The organism is Nonomuraea sp. NPDC003727 (assembly GCF_053586935.1).
In genome coordinates this window covers 347,428-370,790 of the sequence record NZ_JBSFNE010000011.1, presented here as the reverse complement: position 1 = coordinate 370,790, position 23,363 = coordinate 347,428, and the positions used below count along the sequence as shown (strand labels likewise).

21 protein-coding genes are annotated in these 23,363 nt (G+C 71.4%); 13 read left to right on the top strand and 8 right to left on the bottom strand.

Features of this window, described 5'->3' with window-relative positions; genetic code table 11:
• Nucleotides 1–84: 84 nt before the first annotated feature.
• The 6 genes from pgl to tkt form a co-directional block, all read right to left on the bottom strand.
• A complete protein-coding gene (pgl, locus tag ACWDLG_RS28805; RefSeq protein WP_354907119.1) occupies nucleotides 85–861 on the bottom strand; it encodes a 6-phosphogluconolactonase in 777 nt (258 codons plus the stop codon).
• A 135-nt stretch (nucleotides 862–996) separates the two neighbouring features.
• The gene (locus tag ACWDLG_RS28800) at nucleotides 997–1,908 is read right to left on the bottom strand and encodes a glucose-6-phosphate dehydrogenase assembly protein OpcA (protein WP_449925700.1); all 912 of its coding nucleotides are present in this window, start codon (nucleotides 1,906–1,908) and stop codon (nucleotides 997–999) included.
• A gap of 43 nt (nucleotides 1,909–1,951) precedes the next feature.
• Nucleotides 1,952–3,553 (bottom strand): glucose-6-phosphate dehydrogenase, encoded by a 1,602-nt coding sequence (gene zwf / locus ACWDLG_RS28795; RefSeq protein ID WP_354907117.1) that lies wholly within the window; start codon nucleotides 3,551–3,553, stop codon nucleotides 1,952–1,954.
• A gap of 1 nt (nucleotide 3,554) precedes the next feature.
• A complete protein-coding gene (locus ACWDLG_RS28790; protein WP_354907116.1) occupies nucleotides 3,555–5,156 on the bottom strand; it encodes a glucose-6-phosphate isomerase in 1,602 nt (533 codons plus the stop codon).
• Between the two features lie 2 nt (nucleotides 5,157–5,158).
• A complete protein-coding gene (tal, locus tag ACWDLG_RS28785) occupies nucleotides 5,159–6,250 on the bottom strand; it encodes a transaldolase (protein WP_449925696.1) in 1,092 nt (363 codons plus the stop codon).
• Between the two features lie 3 nt (nucleotides 6,251–6,253).
• On the bottom strand, nucleotides 6,254–8,347 hold the full coding sequence (gene tkt / locus ACWDLG_RS28780; RefSeq protein WP_449925693.1) for a transketolase: 2,094 nt from the start codon (nucleotides 8,345–8,347) through the stop codon (nucleotides 6,254–6,256).
• A gap of 239 nt (nucleotides 8,348–8,586) precedes the next feature.
• On the opposite strand from tkt, the gene ACWDLG_RS28775 reads away from it, so the two are divergent.
• Complete coding sequence (locus ACWDLG_RS28775; protein ID WP_449925691.1) at nucleotides 8,587–9,546, top strand: heme o synthase; 960 nt, start codon at nucleotides 8,587–8,589, stop codon at nucleotides 9,544–9,546.
• Nucleotides 9,547–9,599: 53 nt separating this feature from the next.
• Nucleotides 9,600–10,817 carry a PrsW family intramembrane metalloprotease gene (locus ACWDLG_RS28770; protein WP_354907112.1) on the top strand — a complete coding sequence of 406 codons (1,218 nt, stop codon included), beginning with the start codon at nucleotides 9,600–9,602 and terminating at the stop codon, nucleotides 10,815–10,817.
• On the opposite strand, the gene ACWDLG_RS28765 is transcribed toward ACWDLG_RS28770, so the two are convergent.
• Complete coding sequence (locus ACWDLG_RS28765) at nucleotides 10,802–11,497, bottom strand: SanA/YdcF family protein (RefSeq protein ID WP_449925689.1); 696 nt, start codon at nucleotides 11,495–11,497, stop codon at nucleotides 10,802–10,804. The two genes, ACWDLG_RS28770 and ACWDLG_RS28765, sit on opposite strands and share 16 nt — an antisense overlap.
• A gap of 72 nt (nucleotides 11,498–11,569) precedes the next feature.
• The gene (locus ACWDLG_RS28760) at nucleotides 11,570–12,508 is read right to left on the bottom strand and encodes a COX15/CtaA family protein (protein WP_449925687.1); all 939 of its coding nucleotides are present in this window, start codon (nucleotides 12,506–12,508) and stop codon (nucleotides 11,570–11,572) included.
• A gap of 138 nt (nucleotides 12,509–12,646) precedes the next feature.
• Here ACWDLG_RS28760 and ACWDLG_RS28755 point away from each other — a divergent pair, with 138 nt between their 5' ends.
• The 11 genes from ACWDLG_RS28755 (at nucleotide 12,647) to ACWDLG_RS28705 (ending at nucleotide 23,291) form a co-directional block, all read left to right on the top strand.
• Entirely contained in the window at nucleotides 12,647–13,786 is a 1,140-nt protein-coding gene (locus ACWDLG_RS28755; RefSeq protein WP_449925685.1) for an NAD(P)/FAD-dependent oxidoreductase, read from the top strand.
• Nucleotides 13,783–14,025, top strand: a complete 243-nt coding sequence (locus ACWDLG_RS28750; protein ID WP_354907108.1) for a (2Fe-2S)-binding protein — start codon at nucleotides 13,783–13,785, stop codon at nucleotides 14,023–14,025. The genes ACWDLG_RS28755 and ACWDLG_RS28750 overlap by 4 nt, the downstream gene beginning before the upstream one ends.
• Nucleotides 14,022–15,431, top strand: coding sequence for an FAD-dependent oxidoreductase (locus tag ACWDLG_RS28745; RefSeq protein ID WP_449925682.1), 1,410 nt, complete (start codon nucleotides 14,022–14,024; stop codon nucleotides 15,429–15,431). Before ACWDLG_RS28750 ends, ACWDLG_RS28745 begins: the two co-directional genes overlap by 4 nt.
• 16 nt (nucleotides 15,432–15,447) lie before the next feature.
• Nucleotides 15,448–16,308 carry a dihydrodipicolinate synthase family protein gene (locus ACWDLG_RS28740; RefSeq protein WP_449925680.1) on the top strand — a complete coding sequence of 287 codons (861 nt, stop codon included), beginning with the start codon at nucleotides 15,448–15,450 and terminating at the stop codon, nucleotides 16,306–16,308.
• A 33-nt stretch (nucleotides 16,309–16,341) separates the two neighbouring features.
• Nucleotides 16,342–17,343 carry a proline racemase family protein gene (locus tag ACWDLG_RS28735; RefSeq protein WP_354907105.1) on the top strand — a complete coding sequence of 334 codons (1,002 nt, stop codon included), beginning with the start codon at nucleotides 16,342–16,344 and terminating at the stop codon, nucleotides 17,341–17,343.
• A gap of 518 nt (nucleotides 17,344–17,861) precedes the next feature.
• Nucleotides 17,862–19,004 carry a branched-chain amino acid ABC transporter substrate-binding protein gene (locus ACWDLG_RS28730; protein ID WP_449925678.1) on the top strand — a complete coding sequence of 381 codons (1,143 nt, stop codon included), beginning with the start codon at nucleotides 17,862–17,864 and terminating at the stop codon, nucleotides 19,002–19,004.
• Nucleotides 19,001–19,894 carry a branched-chain amino acid ABC transporter permease gene (locus tag ACWDLG_RS28725; RefSeq protein WP_354907103.1) on the top strand — a complete coding sequence of 298 codons (894 nt, stop codon included), beginning with the start codon at nucleotides 19,001–19,003 and terminating at the stop codon, nucleotides 19,892–19,894. Before ACWDLG_RS28730 ends, ACWDLG_RS28725 begins: the two co-directional genes overlap by 4 nt.
• The gene (locus ACWDLG_RS28720; protein WP_354907102.1) at nucleotides 19,891–20,868 is read left to right on the top strand and encodes a branched-chain amino acid ABC transporter permease; all 978 of its coding nucleotides are present in this window, start codon (nucleotides 19,891–19,893) and stop codon (nucleotides 20,866–20,868) included. Before ACWDLG_RS28725 ends, ACWDLG_RS28720 begins: the two co-directional genes overlap by 4 nt.
• Entirely contained in the window at nucleotides 20,865–21,632 is a 768-nt protein-coding gene (locus tag ACWDLG_RS28715; RefSeq protein ID WP_354907101.1) for an ABC transporter ATP-binding protein, read from the top strand. Before ACWDLG_RS28720 ends, ACWDLG_RS28715 begins: the two co-directional genes overlap by 4 nt.
• Nucleotides 21,625–22,332, top strand: a complete 708-nt coding sequence (locus ACWDLG_RS28710) for an ABC transporter ATP-binding protein (RefSeq protein ID WP_354907100.1) — start codon at nucleotides 21,625–21,627, stop codon at nucleotides 22,330–22,332. The genes ACWDLG_RS28715 and ACWDLG_RS28710 overlap by 8 nt, the downstream gene beginning before the upstream one ends.
• A complete protein-coding gene (locus ACWDLG_RS28705) occupies nucleotides 22,329–23,291 on the top strand; it encodes a proline racemase family protein (protein WP_449925674.1) in 963 nt (320 codons plus the stop codon). The genes ACWDLG_RS28710 and ACWDLG_RS28705 overlap by 4 nt, the downstream gene beginning before the upstream one ends.
• Nucleotides 23,292–23,363: the final 72 nt, after the last annotated feature.

Below are 23,363 nucleotides of genomic sequence, written 5' to 3'. Positions count from 1 at the left end.
AAAACACACCCCGGGCTGACAAGGCCTAAGATTTGGTGTCAAATCCGCTTATGGACCGGTGGATCTCCGGGATGACCGCCCGCGTCAGGGTGAAGCGATCCTGCCCAGCTCCGGCGGGATCTTCGCCGCGGCCGCCCTGTCGAGCAGGAAGAGCGTGCGCTGCCGCCCTCTGGCACCCGCCGCGGGCACCTGCACCGGGCCCGAGTCCTCGGCCAGCGCCAGCCGTACGGCACCCGCCTTCTCCTCGCCGGCCGCCACCACCCACACCTCGCGCGCGGACCGGATCGACGGGAAGGTGAGCGAGATCCGCACCGGCGGCGGCTTCGGCGAGCCGTGCACGGCCACCACCGAGCGGGTGTCGTACACGGCCGGGTTGCCGGGGAACAGCGAGGCGACGTGGGAGTCGGGCCCCATGCCGAGCAGCATGACGTCGAACGACGGGACGGGACCGTGATCCTCGGGGCGGGCCGCCTGGCGCAGCTCCTCGGCGTAGGCCGCGGCCGACTCCTCCGGCGACATGCCGGAGTCGGGCCCCCGCATGACGTGGACCCGCTCGGGGTCGACGTCGACCTGGTCGAGCAGCGCCTTGCGGGCACCGGTCTCGTTGCGCTCGTCGTCACCGGTGGGCAGGAAACGCTCGTCACCCCACCAGATGTCCAGCCTGCGCCAGTCGACCGCGTCACGCGCGGGCGTCTCGGCGATCGCGGCCAGGGTGGCGATGCCGACCGTGCCGCCGGTCAGGACCAGCGACGCGGAACCCCGCGCCGACTGCACGTCGACCAGGCGGGTGATGATCCGCGCGGCGACGGCCTTGGCCAGCACGTCGGCGTTGCGGTGCACGACTACGTTGGGAACGCTCACGATCACACCCTATCGAGGCGCGGGCGTCCGGCCGCCGACCGGCTCCCGGCGGGCCAGGCCGGGGGAGATCCCCGAAGGGACGCCGACGCCGAGGGCCCCGGGTTCCGTCGAACCCGGGGCCCTCGGACGCTGGCCTCAGCCCTTGTGCGTGCGGGCCAGCCGCTTCAGCGCCGCCTCGTAGATCTCGTCGGGGTCGAGCCTGCGCAGCTCCTCGGCCAGCAGCTCGGCCGTGCTCCGCCGGGCCAGCGCCACGTGCCGGTCCGGCTGCCCCGGACGCGAGAGCGTGGCCAGGCGGGCGTCGCTGCGGGTGACGGCGACCTCCCCGCCGTCGAGCGACAGCCGTACCGAGGTCAGGCCGGGACCCGCCGAGTCGGCCGTCTTCACTGGCGCGCCCAGCCGGTCGGCCAGCCACGCCGCCAGCAGCGGCGCGCTGGTGTTGCCGGCCGCCCCGTCGACGAAGCCCTTCTTCACCCTGCCCACCGGCTGGTCGAAGGCGGCGGCCAGCAGGCTGCGCCACGGCGTCAGCCGCGCCCACGCCAGGTCGGTGTCGCCCGGCGCGTAGCCCTTGGCCCGGCCGGCCAGCGCCCTGATGCCCTCGCGGGCCGCCTTGGCGTCGGTGATCCGGCGCTGGGCCAGCGTCCCGATCGAGTCCTCGGCGGGCACGTCGGGCGCCTCACCCGGCCACCAGGCCACCACCGGGGTGTCGGGCAGCAGCAGCGGGCTGACCACCGAGTCGGCGTGCTCGGTCAGCTCGCCGTACAGGCGCAGCACCACGACCTCTCCGGGCGCCGACTCACCGACGCGCAGCTCCGCGTCGAGCCTGTTGGACTCGTCGCGCTCCCGGTTGATCACCACCAGGATCCGCGAGGGGTGCTCGCGGGCGGCCTCGGTGGCGGCCCGTACGCTGTCGTACTGGTCGCGCTCGTCGCAGATCACCACCAGCGTCAGCACCATGCCGATCGCCGGCACGCCCATCTGGTGACGCAGCCGGGTGAGCTGTCCTGAGATCTTCCCGGCCGTGGTGTCCGTCAGCATGAACGACGTCATGAGCCCTCCTTCGCCGGTCTCATGGCATCCCGCCTACGCTCGTTCACAGTCGCCTCCACACCCGGCCGTCACGGGCCATCATCTCGTCCGCCGACGGCGGGCCCCAGGTGCCGGACGGATACGGCTCGGGCTGGCCCTGGGTGGCCCAGTGCTCCTCGATCGGGTCGAGGATCATCCACGACAGCTCCACCTCGCGCTGGTGCGGGAAGAGCGGCGGGTCGCCGATCATCACGTCCAGCAGCAACCGCTCGTACGCCTCGGGCGACGACTCCAGGAACGACTCGCCGTAGGCGAAGTCCATGGACACGTCGCGCACCTCCATCGCGGTGCCCGGCACCTTCGAGCCGAACCGCACGGTGATGCCCTCGTCCGGCTGCACCCTGATGACCAGGGCGTTGTGGCCGAGGATCTCGGTGTCGTCCTTGCTGAAGGGCAGGTGCGGCGCCTTCTGGAAGACGACCGCCACCTCGGTGACGCGGCGGCCCAGCCGCTTGCCCGTGCGCAGGTAGAACGGCACGCCCGCCCAGCGCCTGTTGGCGATCTCCAGCTTGATGGCCGCGTAGGTCTCGGTCGTCGAGGTCGGCGAGATGCCGTCCTCCTCGAGGTATCCGACCACCTTCTCGCCGCCCTGCCAGCCGGCCGCGTACTGGCCGCGCGCGGTGTAGTGGGCCAGGTCGGCGGGCAGCCGTACCGCCTTGAGGACCTTCTCCTTCTCCCTGCGCAGGGAGTTGGCCTCGAAGGAGGTCGGGTCCTCCATCGCCACCAGCGCCAGCAGCTGGAGCAGGTGGTTCTGGATCACGTCGCGGGCCGCGCCGATGCCGTCGTAGTAGCCGGCGCGGCCGGCCAGGCCGATGTCCTCGGCCATGGTGATCTGCACGTGGTCGACGTAGCCGCGGTTCCAGATCGGCTCGTAGAGGTTGTTGGCGAACCTCAGCGCCATGATGTTCTGGACCGTCTCCTTGCCCAGGTAGTGGTCGATCCTGAAGATCGAGCTCTCCGGGAAGGCCTCGGTGGTGATCTCGTTCAGCTCGTGGGCGCTGCGCAGGTCGTGCCCGAACGGCTTCTCGATCACCACGCGCCGCCACGAGCCCTCGGGCGCCTCGGCCAGGCCCGTGCGCTTGAGCTGCTTCACCACGGTGGGGAAGAACTTCGGCGGCACCGACAGGTAGAACGCGTAGTTGCCCCCGGTGCCCCTGGTCTGGTCGATCTCCTTCAACGCCATCGCCAGCGCGTCGAAGGCGCCGTCGTCGGAGAACTCGCCGGGCACGAAGTGGATGCCCTCGGCCAGCTGCTTCCAGACCTCCTCACGGAACGGCGTGCGCGCGTGCTCCTTCACCGCGTCATGGGTGAGCTGCGCGAAATCCTGGTTTGCCCAGTCGCGGCGGGCGAAACCGACGAGGGAGAAACCGGGTGGCAGCAGCCCCCTGTTGCCCAGGTCGTAAATCGCCGGCAGCAGCTTGCGCTTGGCCAGGTCTCCGGTCACGCCGAAAAGTACCAGCACGCATGGGCCCGCGACCCTGGGCAGCCGCTTGTCCCGCAGGTCACGCAGCGGGTTGGCGGCGGCCGCCTCGAGGGTGGTGGCCGTGCTCGCGGCGGCGGCCGCCGCGGTGGCGGCCTCCTCCACGGGCGCTGCCGGATCAGTCATCTCAGACCTCCTGTGCGGCCGCGAGCAGGTGGGCGATTCCCGCTACGCGGTCGGTCAAATGCAGTCGTATGGCGGGCCGTCCTCGCCCGGCGAGGGCCCGCTGGTCGCCCAGTGCCTGGGCGAGCTGCAGCTCACCCAGCGTGTACGGCTTGCCGGGGACCTGGACGTCGGCCGTCACGGCGCCGGTGATCTGCAGGAACACCCCGTTCGGCGGGCCGCCCTTGTGGTACTGCCCCGTCGAGTGCAGGAAGCGGGGGCCCCAGCCGAACGTCACGGGCCGCTCGGTCCGTACGGCCAGCTGCGCCCGCAGCGTGTGGGCGTCGGCCGCCATCCACGCCTCGGTCATCTGCTCGAAGTCGGCGTTCTCGGGCACCGGCGCGTCGAAGGCGGCCAGCCGGTCGAGGTAGGCCATGACGGCCAGGTAGCCGTCGGCGGGGACGGCGTGCAGCAGCTCGGTGAACACCCCCGACAGGTCCTTGGCGTGGGTCTCGCCGTACACCTCGACGGGCCCGTCGACCAGCGCCGGGGCGGCGAGGGCCGGCCCCTCGGCCAGGACGCGCGCGGTGTTGTCCTTCGCCTCGGCCACGTCGGGCTGGTCGAAGGGGTTGACCTCCAGCAGCAGCCCGGCCACGGCCGTGGCGTACTCCCACACCAGGAACTGCGCGCCGAGCGAACCGTCGACCCTGATGTCGCCGTCGTCGGAGGCGATCGTGACGACCAGCTCGTCGCGCGCGCCCGTCGGCTCGGCGACGACCGGCAGGATGCCCTTGCCGTGCTTGCCGGTGGACTCGGCCACCAGCTGCTCGATCCAGTCGGGCAGGCCGTTGATCTCGCTGAGCTGGTCCTCGAGGATCAGCTTGTCCTGCCCGGCCAGGGCGGCGCCGCCGAGCGCGGCGCCCAGCGCGAGGCCGGGATTGCCCTCCACCCGCCCCAGCAGGGGCAGCACGTCCTCGGCCTCGTCGAGCAGGTACTCGACGTCGGCTCCCGCCAGCGCGCTCGGCACCAGGCCGAAGGCCGACAGCGCCGAGTAGCGGCCGCCGACGTCGGGATCGCCCAGGAAGACCGGGTAACCCGCCTCGATCGCGGCCTGCTCAAGGGGCGAGCCGGGGTCGGTGACGACCACGATCCGCCCGGCCGGGTCGATGCCCGCCGCCCGGAAGGCCTCCTCGTAGATCCTGCGGTGGCTGTCGGTCTCGACGGTCGAGCCGCTCTTGCTGGCCACCACCACGATCGTGCGGTCGAGCCGGTCGTCGAGCGCCCGCCGTACCTGCTGGGGGTCGGTGGTGTCGAGGACGGTCAGCGCCACGTCGGCGGTATTGCAGATGACTTCGGGGGCCAGCGAGGAGCCGCCCATGCCGGCCAGCACCACGTGGTCGAGCTCCTCCGCGCGAGCCCGCTCCACGAGCTTGCCGAGCTCGGGGAGCAGCTCGCGCGAGGTGCGCGGCAGGGTGAGCCAGCCGAGGCGCGCGGCCGCCTCGGCCTCGGCCGCCGGCCCCCACAGAGCAGCGTCGCCCGCCGCGAGGCGGGCGGGCACGCCGGCCAGCCGCTCCGCGACGGAGGCGGCGGCCTCGGCCACCCCCTCCTCGCGGTAGGTCACCTCCATCGTCAGCCGGCCAGCTTCTTCTTGACGCTGTCGAGCAGGTCGTTCCAGGAGGCCTCGAACTTGTCGACGCCTTCGTCCTCCAGCACCTTCACGACGTCGTCGTAGTCGATGCCCGCGTCCTTGAGCGCGGCCATGGTGTTCCAGGCCTGCTCGTAGAAGGGACGGATGGTGTCACCCGTGATGCGGCCGTGGTCGGCGACGGCGTCGAGCGTCTTCTCCGGCATGGTGTTGACCGTGCCGGGGGCCACCAGCTCGTCGACGTACATCGTGTCGGCGTAGTTGGGGTCCTTGACGCCGGTGGAGGCCCACAGCGGGCGCTGCGGGCGGGCGCCCGCGGCGCGCAGCCGCTGCCAGCGCTCGGAGCTCGTGACCTCCTCGAAGGCGGCGTAGGCCAGGCGCGCGTTGGCCACGCCCGCCTTGCCCTTGAGCTCCGGCCTGCCCAGCTTGTCGAGCCGCTTGTCGATCTCGGTGTCGACGCGGCTGACGAAGAAGGAGGCCACCGACTCGATGCCCGCCAGGTCCAGGCCCTTGGCCTGCGCGGCCTCGAGGCCGGCCAGCCAGGCGTCCATGACCGCGCGGTAGCGCTCGAGGGAGAAGATCAGCGTGACGTTGACGCTGATGCCCTCGGAGATCGCCTGCGTGATCGCGGGCAGGCCCTCGACCGTCGCGGGGATCTTGATGAGCAGGTTGGGCCGGTCGACCGCCCACCACAGGAAGCGAGCCTCGGCGACCGTCTTGTCCGTCTCCCGCGCCAGGCGCGGGTCGACCTCGAGCGACACCCGGCCGTCCACGCCGCCCGTGGCGTCGTGGATCGGGCGCAGCACGTCGGCGGCCCAGCGGATGTCGTAGGTGGTGATGGCGCGTACGGCCTCGCCGACGTCGACCCCGCGCACGGCGAGGTCGTGCAGCTGGGCGTCGTAGGCGTCGCCCTTGCTGAGCGCGTTGGCGAAGATCGTCGGGTTGGAGGTCACACCCACGACGCTCTTCTCGCGGATCAGCTGCTCCAGGTTGCCGCTGCGCAGGCGCTCGCGGCTGATGTCATCGAGCCAGATGGAGACGCCCTGGCTCGTGAGCTTCTTCAGGATTTCCGACATTTCCTAGTTTCCCGTCGTCTCGCCCTTGTCGTACCCCAGCTTGGCGAGGCTGGCCTTGGCCGCGGCCGCGACCCGCTCGGCGGTGAGTCCGAACTGCTGGTACAGCGTCCGGTACGGCGCCGACGCGCCGAAGTGCTCAAGGCTGACCACTTCGCCTGCCTCTCCAACGAACTCCCGCCAGCCCAGCGCGATTCCCGCTTCGACGGCGACGCGGGCCTTGACCGTCGGCGGCAGCACCCGCTCCCGGTAAGCGGAATCCTGCCCGTTGAACCATTCGACACACGGCATCGAGACAACCCGCGTCGGAATTCCCTCGGACTCCAGCAAGTCGCGCGCCGCGACGGCGATCTCGACCTCGCTGCCGGTGGCGATCAGCACCGCCTGCGGCTGCCGGGTGGAGGCCTCGCGCAGCACGTAGCCGCCCCTGGCCACGCCCTCGGCGCTGGTGCCCTCGAACACCGGCAGGTTCTGCCGCGTCAGGGCCAGCCCGGCAGGGCGGTCGGTGTGCTTGAGCACCGTCTTCCAGGCCGCCGCGGTCTCGTTGGCGTCGGCGGGCCGGACGATGTCGAGGCCGGGGATGGCGCGCAGCGACCACAGGTGCTCGACCGGCTGGTGCGTGGGGCCGTCCTCGCCCAGGCCGATGGAGTCGTGCGTCCAGACGTAGATGACCGGCAGCTTCATCAGCGCCGCCAGCCGTACGGCGGGCCGCATGTAGTCGGAGAACACCAGGAAGGTGCCGCCGTAGGGGCGGGTGCCGCCGTGCAGGGCGATGCCGTTGAGGATGGCGCCCATGCCGTGCTCGCGGATGCCGAAGTGGAGCGTGCGGCCGTAGGGGTTACCGGGGAACTCCTTGGTCTGGTACTCCTCCGGGATGAAGGACGGCTCGCCCTTCATCGTGGTGTTGTTCGACTCGGCCAGGTCGGCCGAGCCGCCCCACAGCTCGGGCAGCACCCTGGCCAGCGCGCCGAGCACCTCGCCCGAGGCCTTGCGGGTCGAGATCGACGCGCCGGTCTCGAAGGTCGGCAGCGCCTGGGCCCAGCCGTTGGGCAGCTCCCGCTCGGAGATGCGGTCGAACTCGGCGGCCCGCTCCGGGTTGGCCTGGCGCCAGTCGACGTAGGACTTCTCCCACTCGGCATGGGTGGCGCGGCCGCGCTCGGCCACCTGGCGGGCGTGCTCCAGCACCTCGGCGGGCACGTCGAAGGTCCTGGAGGGATCCATCCCGAGGATCGTCTTGGTGGCGGCCACCTCCGCCTCGCCGAGGGCGGCCCCGTGGATCTTGCCGGTGTTCTGCTTGTTGGGCGCCGGCCAGCCGATGATCGTGCGCAGCCTGATGAACGACGGCCGCTCGGTCTCGGCGCGGGTCGCCTCGAGCGCCTCGTGCAGCGCCTTGACGTCCTCGACGTACTCGCCGGTCTGGGTCCAGTCGACGGTCTGGACGTGCCAGCCGTAGGCCTCGTAGCGCCTGACCACGTCCTCCGACAGGGCGATCTGGGTGTCGTCCTCGATGGAGATGTGGTTGGAGTCGAACAGCACCGTCAGGTTGCCCAGCTTCTGGTGCGCGGCCAGGGCGCTGACCTCGTGGCTGATGCCCTCCTCGATGTCGCCCTCGGAGGCGAAGCACCAGATGTGGTGGTCGAAGGGGCTGGTGCCGGGCGCGGCGTCCGGGTCGAACAGGCCGCGCTCGCGGCGGGCGGCCATCGCCATGCCGACCGCGTTGCCGACGCCCTGGCCGAGCGGGCCGGTGGTGGTCTCCACGCCGACGGTGTGGCCGTGCTCGGGGTGACCGGGCGTGCGGCTGCCCCAGCTGCGCAGCCGCTCGATGTCCTCGAGGGTCAGGCCGTAGCCCGACAGGAAGAGCTGGATGTAGAGCGTCAGGCTGGAGTGGCCGCACGACAGGACGAAACGGTCACGGCCCACCCAGGTCGCGTCCGTCGGGTCGTGGCGCATCGTCCGCTGGAAGAGCAGGTACGCCGCCGGCGCAAGGCTCATCGCGGTGCCCGGGTGCCCGGAGCCCGCCTTCTCGACCGCGTCCATGGCCAAAGCTCGGACGACGTCGACCGCCTTCTTGTCGAGGTCGGTCCATTCAAAGGTGCTCAACTGCTCGATCTCCGGAATCTCGTTGTCATGGCGGTGCTGGTGGCTTTTTCCGCCCACACCGACCCTAACTGAGTGGACCTTGGTGAAGAGGACCAACCCGCCCCCCGGTGCCCCCATTGGCCGGACCGGCTCACCCTGCGACTACAGTTTGTTTGTTCGCAAGGACGTCTGGTGCCCGGCGTCCACGGTTCCGCTCTCTTCAGAGGTTACGCGTTGACTCCGCACTCGCTGGAAGCGCCTTGACGGTGCTCACGAACAGGCAATCGCCGGCCGCGGCCCCCGTGGCGGCCGCGGCGCCGCAACGGGGGACGCGCTCCTTCGCCGCGGTCGTCAAGGCGTACGTCGCGCTGACCAAGCCGCGGGTCATCGAGCTGCTCCTGATCACGACGCTGCCGGTCATGTTCCTGGCCGCCGACGGCCTGCCGCCGCTGTGGAAGGCCCTGTCGGTCATGGTGTTCGGCACGCTGTCGGCGGGCAGCGCCAACGCGCTCAACTGCTACATCGACCGCGACATCGACGTGAAGATGCGCCGCACGCGCAAGCGGCCGCTGGCCAGGCACCAGGTCACGCCACGCGCTGCGCTGGTCTTCGGCATCGTCCTCGGCGTCCTGTCCGTCGCGGGCATGTGGATCACCACCAACCTGGTGGCGGCGGCGCTCAACCTGTCGGCGATCCTGTTCTACGTCTTCGTCTACTCGATGATCCTCAAGCGGCGCACGTCGCAGAACATCGTGTGGGGCGGCCTGGCCGGCTGCATGCCCGTCGTCATCGGCTGGGCCGGCATCACCGGCGGCCTCGACTGGACGCCGCTGGTCCTGTTCGGCGTGGTGTTCTTCTGGACGCCGCCGCACACCTGGACGCTGGCGATGCGCTACAAGGAGGACTACGCGGCGGCCTCGATCCCCATGCTGCCCGTCGTGGCCACCGAGCGCAGGGTCGTGCTGGAGTCCATCGCCTACACCTGGGCGACGGTGGCCTGCTCGCTGCTGCTGTGGCCGGTGGCGGACACCACGCTGCTCTACCCGATCGTCGCGGTGGTGCTCGGCGCGTTCTGCCTGGTGGAGATCTACCGTCTGCTCGGCCGGCTCAACGCCGGCAAGAGCGGCGTCGACCTGCGGCCGATGCGCTTCTTCCACTGGTCCAACGCCTACCTGGCGCTGCTGTTCCTCGCGGTCGCGATCGATCCGCTGCTGGCCTGACCCGCTCCCCGCGGGGGAAGGACAGCGCCATGGGCATCCGTTACAGTCACCGTATGAAGACCCGTGATCCACGCTGGGTGTTCAAGGACCGGCCGTCCTTCGCGTTGATCGCGGGCCTGGTGCTGGCGGGCATCTGCGCCCTGGTGTCGTTCTCCTTCGATGTGCTCAACGGCGCGCCCGTGCAGTTCCTCGTCGCGCTCGTCCTGGCCATGGCGCCGGTGCCGCTGCTGCTGGCGGCCGTGCTCGCCCTCGACCGGATGGAGCCGGAGCCGCGCAGCAACCTGATCTTCGCCTACGCCTGGGGCGCGGGCATCGCCGTGCTGGTGGCCGGTGTGATCAACTCGCTCAACCTGCACTACATCACCGACACCGTCGGCCTGTCGGCGGCCAGCGCGCGCAACATCGCCGCCACCTTCGGCGCGCCCGTGGTCGAGGAGACCATGAAGGGCCTGGTGCTGCTCGGCCTGCTCAGGTTCAGGCGCGCCGAGCTCGACGGGCCCACCGACGGCGTCATCTACGCCAGCATGGTCGGGCTCGGCTTCGCGATGTCCGAGAACGTCAGCTACTACATCGCCGCCCAGGACCAGCTCGGCGTGCAGGGGCTGGCCGTGACGGTCGTGCTGCGCGGCATCCTGTCGCCGTTCGCCCACCCGCTGTTCACCTCGATGACGGGCGTGGCCGTCGCCTACGCCGCCCGCCGGACGGGTCCCGACCGGGCCCTGGTCATCCTGGCCGGCTGGATCGCCGCCATGCTCCTGCACGGCATGTGGAACGGCCTGGCCTCCTACGGCGGCTTCGCCGGGCTGGTGACCGCCTACCTGGTGCTGATGGTCGTGCTGCTGGTCCTCATCGGGGTGGTGGTCCGCGACCGGCGCCGCATCGTGGCGCTGCTGCAGCGCTACCTTCCGCCCTACGAGCCGACCAGGCTGGTCGACGTGGCCGACATCTACATGCTGTCGGCGCTGTCGCGGCGCAGGCAGGCCCGGCAGTGGGCCAAGGCGCACGGCGGCAAGGAGGGGCTGCGCGCGATGAGCGACTACCAGCTGGCCGCCACCGAGCTGGGGCTGCTGCACGAGCGGGCGGCCCGCCACATCGTCGACGACCAGACCTTCCACGAGGAGCAGCGGGCGCTGCTGGAATGCATGAGCGCGGCCAGGGCGCGGTTCCCGATCCCCGAGCGTCACGCCAGGGCCGCCGCCCAGGGCACCCCGCCGCCCGGCTACGCGCCCGGCGCGCCCGCTCCGTCCAGCGAGGGTCAGTGGCCGCTCTGAGCCTCGTGGAGTGAGGTCTCCCGCGGCCCGGGGAAGACCGGCTTCGTGCCGAGCACGACGTCGCCGAGCGCCTTCGCCGCGGCGAAGAACTCCCGGCCGGCCGAGGCGTAGGTGGTCACCGCCCACTGCCGGGAGGAGTCGTCGCCCACGCCGAAGGTCTCCAGGCCGGCCGTACGGCACAGCGTGACGGCCCGCGGCAGGTGGAAGACCTGCGTGACCACGGTGACGTCCCTCGCGCCGAAGACCTCGCGGGCCCGCACGCAGGAGTCCCAGGTGTCGAAGCCGGCGTAGTCGCGCACGATGACGGCGTCGGGCACGCCCCTGGCCAGCAGGTAGTCGCGCATCGCCGAGGGCTCGTCGTAGTCCTTGCGGCTGTTGTCGCCCGACAGCAGCAGCGCCTTGACCTTGCCCGCCCGGTAGAGCTCGGCGGCGATGTCCAGCCGCTTGGCCAGGAACGGGCTGGGCCGGCCGGAGAAGAGGCCGGCGCCCAGGACCAGCGCGGCGCCGGAGGAGGGCACCTCGTCGAGCCATCCCGGCGGGCCGGCGACCACGCGGCGGTGGTCGCTGCTCAGCCACACCCACGTCAAGGGGGTGATCGCCAGCACGCTCAGCGCCACCGCGACCTGGTAGGCGCGGCGCAGCGCCGTACGGGAGAAGCGGATGTTCCTGGCAAACGGCACGAAAGTCCACCTTCCACCGGTGGGGGAGTGGCGGACTTATCGTGCCATACGCCTCACGTCGGGGGCGGGCGGTCAGTGGGGGAGGGGAACCGGCCGCGCCGGGACGCCGGCGGGCAGCTCCTCGCGGACGCGGAGGCTGGTGACCACCCGCAGCGCGCCGATCCACACCAGCGTCGAGCCGAGCACGTGGAGGGCGACGAGGGCGGCGGGCACGGCGAGGAAGTACTGGATGTAGCCGATGGCGCCCTGGGCCAGCTCGATCAGCAGCAGCGCGAGCGCCGCCCTGCGGGCCGGCTGGGGCGCGCGGGTGACGTGGAGCGCGAACAGCAGGGCGAAGGTGAGGCCGACGACGACGTAGACGACGTCGGCGTGCAGCCGCGCCACGGCCTCGATGTCGAAGGCGAAGCGGCTGGCCAGCTCGTCGCCCGAGTGGGGGCCGGTGCCCGTGACCACGACGCCGGCCACCAGCAGCACGGCCACGGCGGCCACCAGCACGTTGCCGAGCCTGCGGATGTCGCGGTGCACCACGGTCCTGGCCGGGCCCCGGCCCTCGCGGGAGCGGGCGTAGAGGGCCCAGCAGCCCGCCATCAGGCCGACGGAGATCAGGAAGTGCACGCTGACCGTGACGGGGTGGAGCATGCTGCGCACCACCAGGCCGCCCCACAGCGCCTGGGCGAGGACCCCGGCGGGCTGCAGCCACGCCAGCTTCACCAGGTCGGGGCGGTGCGGCCGCAGCCGCCAGGCTGTCACCAGGCACATGGCGCCCACCGCGAGCACGGCGAAGGTGAACAGCCGGTTGCCGAACTCCACCGACATGTTGAACCAGTTGTGCTCGGGATGCGCGACGGGGATGAAGCTGTCCGGCGTGCACCTGGGCCAGGTCGGGCAGCCGAGCCCGGAGCCCGTGACCCGCACGGCCACGCCCGTGACGGTGATGCCGGCGTTGGCGATCACGCCGAGCAGGGCCCACAGGGTCATGGAGCGGGCGGTCGGCGGCCAGAGAGATTTCACGCCATCGATGGTATGGGGCGGGGTGCGCGGTCCCTCCATCGAGTCGACGCGCAGGTCGGGGTAGTGATCCACTGGAGGGGCCGCTGGACGGCGCTAATAGCTATGTGACATATTACTGACCGGAGGTGAGAGCGGACGATGTCCGACGTGATCGTCATCGGCGCCGGCGTCGTCGGCGCGGCGTGCGCCTACTACGCGGCCGCCGCGGGCATGGACGTGACAGTCCTGGACCGCGGCCCCGTGGCGGGCGGCACCACGGGCGCGGGCGAGGGGAACGTGCTGGTCTCCGACAAGGAGCCGGGCCCCGAGCTCGACCTGGCGCTGCTGTCCAACCGCCTGTGGCGGGAACTGGCCGCGCACGGCGGGTTCGAGTACGAGGCCAAGGGCGGCCTCGTCGTCGCCGAGACCGAGCAGATCCAGCGGCAGCTGGTCGCGCTGGCCGGCAAGCAGGGCGTGGAGCACACGGTGGTGCCCGGCGGCGCGCTGCACGACTACGAGCCGCACCTGGCCCAGGGCCTGGCCGGCGGCGTGTTCTACCCGCAGGACGCCCAGGTGCAGCCCATGCTGGCCGCCGCCCGTCTCATCAGGCACGGCGCCGAGAGCTTCGGGCACGGAGCGCTGCGCCTGCGCACGGGCGTCACCGTCACCGGCTTCCTGCGCGAGGGCGGCGACGGCGGCAGGGTCACGGGCGTGCGCACCGACCACGGCGACATCATCGGCGGCGCGGTGGTCAACGCGGCGGGCACGTGGGGCGGTGAGATCGCCGCCATGGCGGGCATCGAGCTGCCGATCCTGCCCAGGCGCGGATTCATCCTGGTCACCGAGCCCATCGCCGAGCCGCTGATCAGGCACAAGGTCTACACGGCCGCCTACGTGACGAACGTCGCGAGCGACTCGGCCGACCTGGAGACCTCAGGCGTGGTCGAGGGCACGCCGTCGGGCACCGTCCTCATCGGGGCCAGCAGGGAGCGCGTCGGCTTCGACCGCACCATCTCGATCCCCGTGCTGCGCAGGCTGGCCGCCCAGGCCACCGCGCTCTTCCCCGTGCTGCGGGACAAGCGGGTGATCAGGTCCTACTGCGGCTTCCGGCCGTACTGCCCGGACCACCTGCCCGTCATCGGCGCCGACCCGCGCGTGCCCGGCCTGCTGCACGCCTGCGGTCACGAGGGCGCGGGCATCGGACTGGCGCCGGCCACCGGACACCTGCTCTCCCAGCTGCTGGCCGGCGAGCGCACCGACCTCGACCTCACCCCGTTCAGCCCAGGGAGATTCGCGTGAGCTTCGAGATCACCGTCGACGGCAGGCCGGTGAGGGTCACCCCCGGCCAGTCCGTCGGCGCCGCCCTGCACGCGGCCGGGATCACCTCCTGGCGCACCACCAGGCACGGCGGGCGGCCGCGCGGCCTGTTCTGCGGGATCGGGGTGTGCTTCGACTGCCTCGTCACCGTCAACGGACGCGAATCCCAGCGCGCCTGCCTGGTCGAGGCCATGCCGGGAGACGAGGTGACGACCTCATGACCCACGAGACCACCCACGACACCGCTCACGACACCCGTCACGACTCCGGCTACGACGTCGTCGTGATCGGCGGCGGCCCCGCGGGCGTCGCCGGCGCGCTGAGCGCCGCCCAGGCCGGAGCGTCCGTCGTCCTGATCGACGCGGCCGCGCGCCTGGGCGGCCAGTACTTCCGCCACCAGGCGGGCGGGCGGCCCACCGGCCATGGCGCCGACCGGTTCGCCCGGCAGTGCCGTGCCCTGGAGTCCAGGGCCACCCTCCTGCTCGGCCACAAGGTGTGGGCCGTCGAGCAGGACGGCGACGGCTCGATCACCGTCCACTGCCTGGAGGGGCGGGACGAGCGGCCCGTCTCCGTCACCGCCCGCGCCGTGCTCGTCGCCACCGGCGCCCACGACAGGCCGCTGCCCTTCCCCGGATGGGACCTGCCGGGCGTCTTCACCGCCGGTGGCGCGCAGGCGCTGCTCAAGGGCAACGGCGTGACGGCGGGGCGGCGCGTGGTGGTCTCCGGCACCGGGCCCTTCCTGCTGCCCGTGGCCGCGGGGCTGGCCGGGGCGGGCGCCTCGGTCGCCGGGGTCTTCGAGGCCAACGGCCTGTTCGGGCTGGCCCGCCACCCGCTGCTGGCGGCCGGCAAGGCGGGGGAGGCGGTGGGCTACGGGGCCGCGCTGGCCAGGCGGCGCGTGCCGTACCGGACGCGGCACGCGGTCGTGGCCGCGCACGGCACCACCTCCGTCACGCACGTGACGGTCGCCCGCCTGGACCCCGCCTGGCGGATCCTGTCGACCCGTACCGTCGAGTGCGACGCCGTCGCGGCGGGTTACGGCTTCGTCCCGCAGATCGAGCTGGCCGTCCAGCTCGGCTGCGCCACGGCCCACTCGCCCGACGGCAGCCCCGTCGTGGCCGTCGACGCCGCCCAGCGCACCACCGTCGCAGGCGTGTACGCCGCGGGCGAGCCCACCGGCGTCGGCGGCGCCGCCCTGTCGGAGCTGGAGGGCCGCATCGCCGGCCTCACCATCGCCCGCGACCTGACCGCCCCCGGCGGGTCCCTCGACCATGTGCCGGGCGTGCTGCGTCGGCGCGCCGAACGCCTGCGGGCCTTCGGCGAGGCGCTCCAGCACGCCTATCCCGTCCAACCCGGCTGGCAGGACTGGCTGGCCGACGACACCCTCATCTGCCGCTGCGAGGAGGTGCCCCTGGCCGCGGTCCGCGAGGCCATGACGCTGGGGGCGACCGACGCGCGGTCGGTCAAGCTGCTCGCCCGCCCGGGCATGGGCTGGTGCCAGGGCCGCGTCTGCGGCTACGCCGTCTCATGCCTGTCGGGCGAGCCGACCACCCAAGCCCCCCGCCGTCCCATTGCCCAGCCGATCCCCCTCGGCTGTCTGGAGAGGATTGATGATGAGCAACCGCGTTGAGCCTTGGCACGGAATCATGGTCGCCACGGCCCTGCCCCTGCGCGAGGACCTGTCGGTCGACTTCGACGGGTTCGCCGAGCACTGCCGCTGGCTGGTCGAGAACGGCTGTGACGGCGTGGCCGTCAACGGCTCGCTCGGCGAGTACCAGACGCTGACGGCGGAGGAGCGTGCCAAGGCCGTCGAGACGGCGGTGAAGGCCATCGGCGGCCGGAACGTGATGCCCGGCATCGCCGCCTACGGCGCCGCCGAGTCGCGCCGGTGGGCCGAGCAGGCGCGTGAGGCCGGCTGCGAGAGCGTGATGCTGCTGCCGCCCAACGCCTACCGGGCCGACGAGCGGATCGTGATCGACCACTACCGGGAGGTCGCCAAGGCCGGCCTGCCGATCGTGGCCTACAACAACCCCTACGACACCAAGGTCGACCTCACGCCCGCGCTGCTGGCGAAGCTGTTCGACGAGGGCCTGATCGTGGGCGTCAAGGAGTTCACCGGCGACGTGCGGCGCGCCTACGAGATCGCCGAGCTCGCGCCGGAGCTCGACGTGCTCATCGGCTCCGACGACGTGGTGCTCGAGCTGGCGCTGGCCGGCGCGAAGGGCTGGGTCGCCGGCTACCCCAACGCGCTGCCCGTCGCCAGCGTCGCCCTCTACCGCGCCGCCATGGCCCACGACCTGGAGACCGCGCTGCCGCTGTACCGCCAGCTGCACCCGCTGCTGCGCTGGGACTCCAAGACCGAGTTCGTGCAGGCCATCAAGCTGTCCATGGACGTGGCGGGCCGCCACGGCGGTCCCTGCAGGGCGCCCAGGCTGCCGCTGACCGACGAGCAGGCCGCCGTGATCAGGGCCGCCACCGAAAAGGCGCTCGCCGAGGGCCTGCGCTGAGAGAGAAGGTGCGATGAGAGAGGCTGGACCACCATGAGATCCAAGCGCGTCTTCCACGCCGTCGACTCCCACACCGAGGGCATGCCGACCAGGGTCATCGTCGGCGGCGTCGGCGTGATCCCCGGCAACAGCATGGCCGAGCGGCGCGTGTACTTCCGCGAGCATCTCGACCCGATCAAGCAGCTGCTGATGAACGAGCCGCGCGGCCACTCGGCCATGAGTGGCGCCATCCTGCAGCCGCCCACCAGGCCCGACGCGGACTGGGGGGTGCTGTTCATCGAGGTCTCCGGCTACCTGCCGATGTGCGGCCACGGCACGATCGGCGTGGCCACCGTGCTGGTGGAGACGGGGATGGTGGAGGTCGTCGAACCGGTGACCACCGTCCGCCTCGAGGTGCCCGCGGGCCTGGTCGTCGTGGACGTGGCCGTCAAGGACGGCGCCGCCGAGTCGGTGACGCTGCGCAACGTGCCGGCCTACAGCGAACGGCTGGACGCGGTGGTGGAGGTACCTGGCTTCGGCGAGGTCCGCTACGACCTGGCCTACGGCGGCAACTTCTACGCCGTCGTCGACCTCGACTCCTACAAGCTGCCCTTCGACCGGGCCGCGAAGAACGAGATCCTGGCCGCGGGCCTGGCCACGATGGCGGCGATCAACGAGTCCGACGAGCCGGTGCACCGGGAGGACGACCGGATCAGGGGCTGCCACCACGTGTACTTCGCGGCTCCCGGCTCGACGGCCGCCCACTCCAGGCACGCCATGGCGATCTACCCCGGCTGGTTCGACCGGTCGCCGTGCGGTACCGGTACCAGCGCCAGGATGGCCCAGCTGCACGCCAGAGGCGAGCTGGCGCTGGGCGCCGACTTCGTCAACGAGTCCTTCATCGGCACGCGCTTCGTGGGGCGGCTGGTGGAGGAGACGAGCGTCGGCGGGCGGCCCGCCGTGGTGCCGACCATCACCGGCAGAGCGTGGGTCACCGGGACCGCGCAGTACTTCCTCGACCCTCGTGACCCGTTCCCCGAGGGTTTCATCCTCTGACGCGCCCGCCGCGCCGCTTCCCGGTGGGGGGAGCGGCGCCACGCGCCCTTCGCCCGTTTCCGCAGGGGAGCGGCGTCGCGCGGCCTTCCGCCCGGTTTCCGCCCGGGTGGCGTCGCGTGGCCTTGCGCCCGGTTTCCGCCCGGGGCGGCGCCACGCGGCCTTCCGCCCGGATTCCAGCCGGGGTGGCGTCGCGCGGCCTTGCGCCCGGTTTCCGCCCGGGTGGCGTCGCGTGGCCTTCCGCCCGATTTTCGGCCGGGAGCGGTACCGCGCGCCCTTTCCGTCCCGCTGCGCGTGTGGCCGGGGCGCGGCCTTCCCGCGGCGGTCAGCCGTACAACTGAAAGGCGGTTTCGGCGCGCCCGAAATCACCGCCTCTTCGATGTGAGGTCCGGGATGCACACCGCGATCTCTCTTGACGTTCCACCTGCGTGTTAGGACGCTAACGGTCTGGTCTCGGCGCTTGACCTGCCCCTGAGCGCGTCGGTGTGATGTCACACATCACTCACGTGAGGAGAGTCTCAATGCGCAAGACGCACGTCGTCTCCCTGGTCGCGACCGCAATGATGCTGGCGGGTTGCGGACAGGGCCTCCTTGGCGATGGAGGTGGCGCCCAGCAGGAGGCCAAGGGCCCCATCCGCCTGGGCATGCTCGTCCCCCAGTCGGGCAGCGAGGCCGCGATCGGCCCCTACATGACCAACGCGGCCCAGCTCGCCATCGACGAGATCAACGCCAAGGGTGGCGTCCTCGGCCGGCAGCTCGAGCTCAAGGCCGCCGACGACGCCTGTGACGCCCAGACGGCCGTCGCCGCCGCCAACAAGGTGGTCACCGAGGGCGTCGAGGTGTCCATCGGCGGCTACTGCTCTGGCGCCACGCTGCCCACGCTGCCGGTGTTCGGCAAGTCGAACATACCCATGATCATCCCTGCCGCCAACTCGCAGGAACTGGTCGACCAGAAGCTCAAGCACGTCTTCCTGATCAACGGCACCGGCACCCAGCAGGCCGAGTCGGCCAGCCAGTGGATCACCAAGCAGGGTGCCACCAGGGTCGCGCTGATGCACGACAACACCAGCTACTCCAAGGACATCGCGGTCCGCACCCAGCCGCTGCTGGGCGACAAGGCGGTCATCACCGAGGCGGTCACGCCCAAGGAGAGCGACTACAGCGCCAACATCCACAACGTCCTGGAGAAGAAGCCCGACTTCGTCTACTGGACGGGCTACTTCCAGGAGGGCGGCCTGATCACCAGGCAGCTGCGCCAGGCGGGCTACAAGGGCGCGATCATGGTCGCCGACGGTTCGGTCTCCGCCAAGCTCGGCGAGATCGCCGGCGCCGAGGCCGAGGGCGTCTTCGCCACCATGACCCCGATCCCCGACACGCTGCCCAACGCCAAGGGCTGGATCGACAACTACACCAAGAAGTTCGGGTCCGCTCCCGGCCCCTACTCCAACCAGGCCTACGACGCCGTGCGCCTGGCCGCCGAGGCGATCACCAAGGCGGGCTCCACCGACGGCGCCAAGGTCATCACCGCGCTCGAGGGCATCAACGGGTTCCAGATGTTCTCCGGCCCGCTGAAGTTCACCCCCGAGCACACCCTGTCCACCGGCGGTTTCCAGATCCTCGTGTGGAAGGGTGACAAGTTCGCCCTACAGGATGCTCTCTCATGACACAGCTCGTCTGGAACGGCCTGTTCGTCGGCTCGTTCTACGCTCTGGTGGCGCTGGGCTACAGCATGGTCTACGGCATCATCAAGCTGCTCAACTTCGCCCACGGTGACCTCTACATGCTCGGCGCGTTCAGCGGCTTCGCCGTCCTGTCCGCTCTGGGCGGGGTCTCCGCGGCGATGACGCTGCCGGTGCTGCTGGCCGTCCTGCTGCTGACCATGGTGAGCACCGGCCTGGCGGGCGTGGTCCTGGAGCGGGTGGCCTACCGCCCGCTCCGCGGCGCCCCCCGCCTGTCGCTGCTCATCACCGCCGTCGGCGCGTCCTTCGCCATCGAGTACGGCATGCGGGCCGTCTCCGGTCCCGACCCCCGGGTCTACCCCGTCCGGCTCAGCGGCACCACGCTGGAGGTGTTCGGCGCCCGGCTCACCCTGCAGCAGCTCGTGCTCATCGGGGTCGCCGTGGTCCTCATGGTCGGCCTCAACCTGCTGGTGACCAAGACGCGCGAGGGCAGGGCCATGCGGGCCATCGCCCTCGACCCGAGCACCAGCTCGCTGATGGGCATCGACGTCAACGCCGTCATCTCCAGGACCTTCTTCCTGGGCTCGGCCCTGGCCGGCGCCGCCGGCGTGATGGCCGGCGCGTACTACGGGAAGATCGACTTCCTGATGGGCTTCCTCATCGGGCTGAAGGCCTTCACCGCGGCCGTCATCGGCGGCATCGGCAACATCCCCGGCACCATGCTCGGCGGCCTCGTGCTCGGCCTGCTGGAGTCGTTCGGCACCTACTGGCTCGGGGGTGAGTGGCGTGACGTGTTCGCCTTCGGCGTGCTGATCCTGTTCCTGACCGTGAGACCCACCGGTCTGCTCGGCGAACGTGTGACGGAGCGGGTGTGAACCAGACCAAAGCCCCCGAAGCCCCTCGCAAGATCGGCGCCAAGCAACCGCAGACGCGCCTGTCCAAGCTGTTCGACAACCGCTGGGTCGGCCTGGCGGGCCTGCTGATCGCGTTGCTCGTGCCGTTCGTCAACGCGACCGACTACACGATGTCCATCATGACCACGGCCGCCATCTTCGTGATGCTGGCCTCGGGACTGAACATCGTGGTCGGGTTCACCGGCCTGCTCGACCTGGGCTACGCCGCCTTCTTCGCGGTGGGCGCCTACACCAGCGGCATCCTGTCGACCCGGTTCGACCTGCCGCTGGTCGCCACCGTGCCCGCCGTCATCGTGGTCACCGTCATCGCCGGCGTCATCATCGGCGCGCCGACGCTGCGGCTGCGCAGCGACTACCTGGCCATCGTCACGCTGGGCTTCGGCGAGATCATCCGTATCACCGCCAACAACCTGCCCATCACCGGCGGCCCCTCGGGCATCTACGGCATCCCCGGTCTGACCGACGGACCGGTGAGCCTGTACTTCGTCACGGTGCTGATCGTCGCGATCGCCGTGATCGGCGCCTCCCGCCTGGGCAGGTCGCGGCTCGGCCGGGCCATGCGCTTCGTGCGCGAGGACGAGGACGCCGCCGAGGCGACCGGCGTGCACACCTACCGGGTCAAGCTGGCCGCCTACATCGCGGGCGCGGTGTGGGGCGGGCTGGCGGGCGTGCTGTTCGCCGGCCAGGTGTCGGCCATCTCGCCCAACAGCTTCACCTTCCTGTACTCGGCGACGGTCCTGATGGCCGTGGTGCTCGGCGGCATGGGCTCGGTGCCCGGCGTCGTGCTCGGCGCGATCATCATCAGCCTGCTGCCCGAGCTGCTGCGCGACGCCGCCGACTACCGGTTCTTCATCTTCGGCGTGCTGCTGATCATCGTGATGATCGTCCGGCCGCAGGGTCTGTGGCCCGCCCGTTCGAGGGAGGCGCTCAAGTGACACTCCTCCAGGTGAGCGAGCTGCGCCTGGCCTTCGGCGGCCTGGTGGCCATCGACGGGCTCAGCTTCTCGGTGAACGAGGCCGAGATCGTCTCGGTCATCGGCCCGAACGGTGCCGGCAAGACCTCCGCCTTCAACTGCGTGACCGGCTTCTACCGGCCCACGGCCGGCCAGATCACCTTCGACGGGCGTTCGCTGCTGGGCCTGCGGCCCTCGGCCGTGGCGGGGGCGGGCATCAGCCGTACCTTCCAGAACCTGCGGCTGTTCGGCGAGCTGTCGGTGCTGGAGAACGTCCGCGCGGGCAGCCACCTGTGGCTCAAGCAGAACGTGTTCGACGCGCTGCTGCACACCCCGCGCTACCGCCGCACCGAGCGCGAGTGCACCGACGCGGCCAACCACTGGCTCGACTTCGTGGGCCTGCGCGGCGACCGCTACTCGGCCGCCCGCAACCTGCCCTACGGCGAGCAGCGCCGCGTCGAGATCGCCCGTGCCCTCGCCCGCAAGCCGCGCCTGCTGCTGCTCGACGAGCCCGCCGCCGGTCTCAACCACGCCGAGAAGGCCGAGATGCTCGACCTGATCAGGCGTATCCGCGAGCTGGGCATCGCGATCGTGCTGATCGAGCACGACATGGGCCTGGTCATGCAGGTCTCCGAACGCATCGTGGTCCTCAACTTCGGCAAGGAGATCGCCGACGGCCGCCCCGAAGAGGTGCGCCGCGACCCCGCCGTCATCGAGGCCTACCTGGGGAGCGACGCCCATGCTTGAGATCAGCGACCTCGACGTCCACTACGACGGCGTGCACGCGCTGCGCGGCCTGTCGCTGACCGTCGGCGAGGGCGAGATCGTCACCCTGCTCGGCAACAACGGCGCAGGCAAGACGACCACCATGTCGGCCATCTCGGGCCTGGTACGGCCCAGCGGCGGCAAGGTCGTCTTCGAGGGCCAGGACATCACCGGCGTGGCCGCGCACAAGATCACCAACCTCGGCCTGGTCCACTGCCCCGAGGGGCGCAGGGTCTTCAGCACCCTGACCGTGCACGACAACCTGCTGCTCGGCGGCTACCTCGTGCGCGACCAGGCGGAGATCAGGCGGCGGGTCGACCACGTGTACAGCCTGCTGCCCCGTCTGGCCGAGCGTCGCGCCCAGCAGGGCGGCACGCTGTCCGGCGGCGAGCAGCAGATGCTCGCCATCGGCCGCGCGCTGGTGACCGGGCCGCGCCTGCTGCTGCTCGACGAGCCGTCCATGGGCCTGGCGCCGCTGATCGTCGCCCAGGTCATGGACCTCATCGCCGACATCAACGCCTCCGGCACCGCCGTGCTGCTCGTCGAGCAGAACGCCTCCGCGGCGCTGAAGATCGCGCACCGGGGTTACGTGCTGGAGAGCGGACAAGGGACGCTGTCGGGCAGCGCGGACGCGCTCCGCTCCGACCCGCGCGTCGTCGAGGCCTACCTGGGAGGGGCATGATCCAGACCATCGACTACCACACCGGCGGCGAGCCGTTCAGGATCGTCGTCGGCGGGGTCGGCGAGATCAAGGGCTCGTCCGTCCTCGAACGCCGTGCCACGGCCTTCGCGGACGAGGAGATCGACAAGGTGCGGCGGCTGCTGTGCCACGAGCCGCGCGGGCACGCCGACATGTACGGCTGCTTCCTGGTGCCGCCCGACTCTCCCGGCGCCGACCTGGGCGTGCTGTTCTGGCACAAGGACGGCTACTCCACCGCCTGCGGGCACGGGACGATCGCGCTCGGCGTGCACGCCGTCCAGGAGGGGCTGGTCGAGGCCGACCCCGACGGCACCACCGACGTGGTCATCGACGTGCCCTCCGGGAGGGTGACGGCCAGGGTGGCCATGACCGGCGGTGAGATCACCTCGGTGACCTTCAGGAACGTCCCGTCGTACGTGATCGCCCGGTCCGTGCCCGCGGACGGCGTCCAGGTCGACGTGTCGTACGGCGGGGCCATCTACGCCTCGCTGCCCGCCGCCTCGCTGGGGCTGTCGGTGCGGCCCGAGGACCTGACCGAGCTGATCGCCCACGGGCGGCGGATCAAGGCGGCGCTCGCCGACCACCCCGCCGCCAGGCACCCGTCGGACGAGCGGCTGTCGGGCATCTACGGCGTGATCTTCTACGACGAGGTCGGGCCCGCCCACCAGCGCAACGTCACCGTCTTCGCCGACGGGGAGGTGGACCGGTCGCCGTGCGGCTCGGGCACCGCGGCCAGGCTGGCGCTGCTGGCCGAGGAACTGCCGGCCGGGTTCACGCTCACGCACGACAGCATCGTCGGCTCGTCGTTCCGCGCCTGGGTGGCCGAATCCACCCCGGAAGGCGTGATTCCGGAGATCGAGGGCATGGCCTACCGTACCGGGCGGCACAGCTTCGAACTCGATCCGCGGGACCCGATCGGAACGGGGTTCACGCTGCGATGAGCCGCCTCGCGAGCATGTCGGCCGGGGCTGGATCCGCGCCTCCGGTCCCGGCCGGCCACCCTCTGGCCGGAG

Coding starts and splice junctions, on each gene's coding strand:
- ACWDLG_RS28800 (WP_449925700.1), bottom strand. CDS start 1,908: ATGACGTCGTTCATGCTGACGGACACCACGGCCGGGAAGATCTCAGGA.
- zwf (WP_354907117.1), bottom strand. CDS start 3,553: ATGACTGATCCGGCAGCGCCCGTGGAGGAGGCCGCCACCGCGGCGGCC.
- ACWDLG_RS28790 (WP_354907116.1), bottom strand. CDS start 5,156: ATGGAGGTGACCTACCGCGAGGAGGGGGTGGCCGAGGCCGCCGCCTCC.
- tal (WP_449925696.1), bottom strand. CDS start 6,250: ATGTCGGAAATCCTGAAGAAGCTCACGAGCCAGGGCGTCTCCATCTGG.
- ACWDLG_RS28770 (WP_354907112.1), top strand. CDS start 9,600: ATGAAGACCCGTGATCCACGCTGGGTGTTCAAGGACCGGCCGTCCTTC.
- ACWDLG_RS28755 (WP_449925685.1), top strand. CDS start 12,647: ATGTCCGACGTGATCGTCATCGGCGCCGGCGTCGTCGGCGCGGCGTGC.
- ACWDLG_RS28745 (WP_449925682.1), top strand. CDS start 14,022: ATGACCCACGAGACCACCCACGACACCGCTCACGACACCCGTCACGAC.
- ACWDLG_RS28740 (WP_449925680.1), top strand. CDS start 15,448: ATGGTCGCCACGGCCCTGCCCCTGCGCGAGGACCTGTCGGTCGACTTC.
- ACWDLG_RS28735 (WP_354907105.1), top strand. CDS start 16,342: ATGAGATCCAAGCGCGTCTTCCACGCCGTCGACTCCCACACCGAGGGC.
- ACWDLG_RS28730 (WP_449925678.1), top strand. CDS start 17,862: ATGCGCAAGACGCACGTCGTCTCCCTGGTCGCGACCGCAATGATGCTG.
- ACWDLG_RS28725 (WP_354907103.1), top strand. CDS start 19,001: ATGACACAGCTCGTCTGGAACGGCCTGTTCGTCGGCTCGTTCTACGCT.
- ACWDLG_RS28710 (WP_354907100.1), top strand. CDS start 21,625: ATGCTTGAGATCAGCGACCTCGACGTCCACTACGACGGCGTGCACGCG.
- ACWDLG_RS28705 (WP_449925674.1), top strand. CDS start 22,329: ATGATCCAGACCATCGACTACCACACCGGCGGCGAGCCGTTCAGGATC.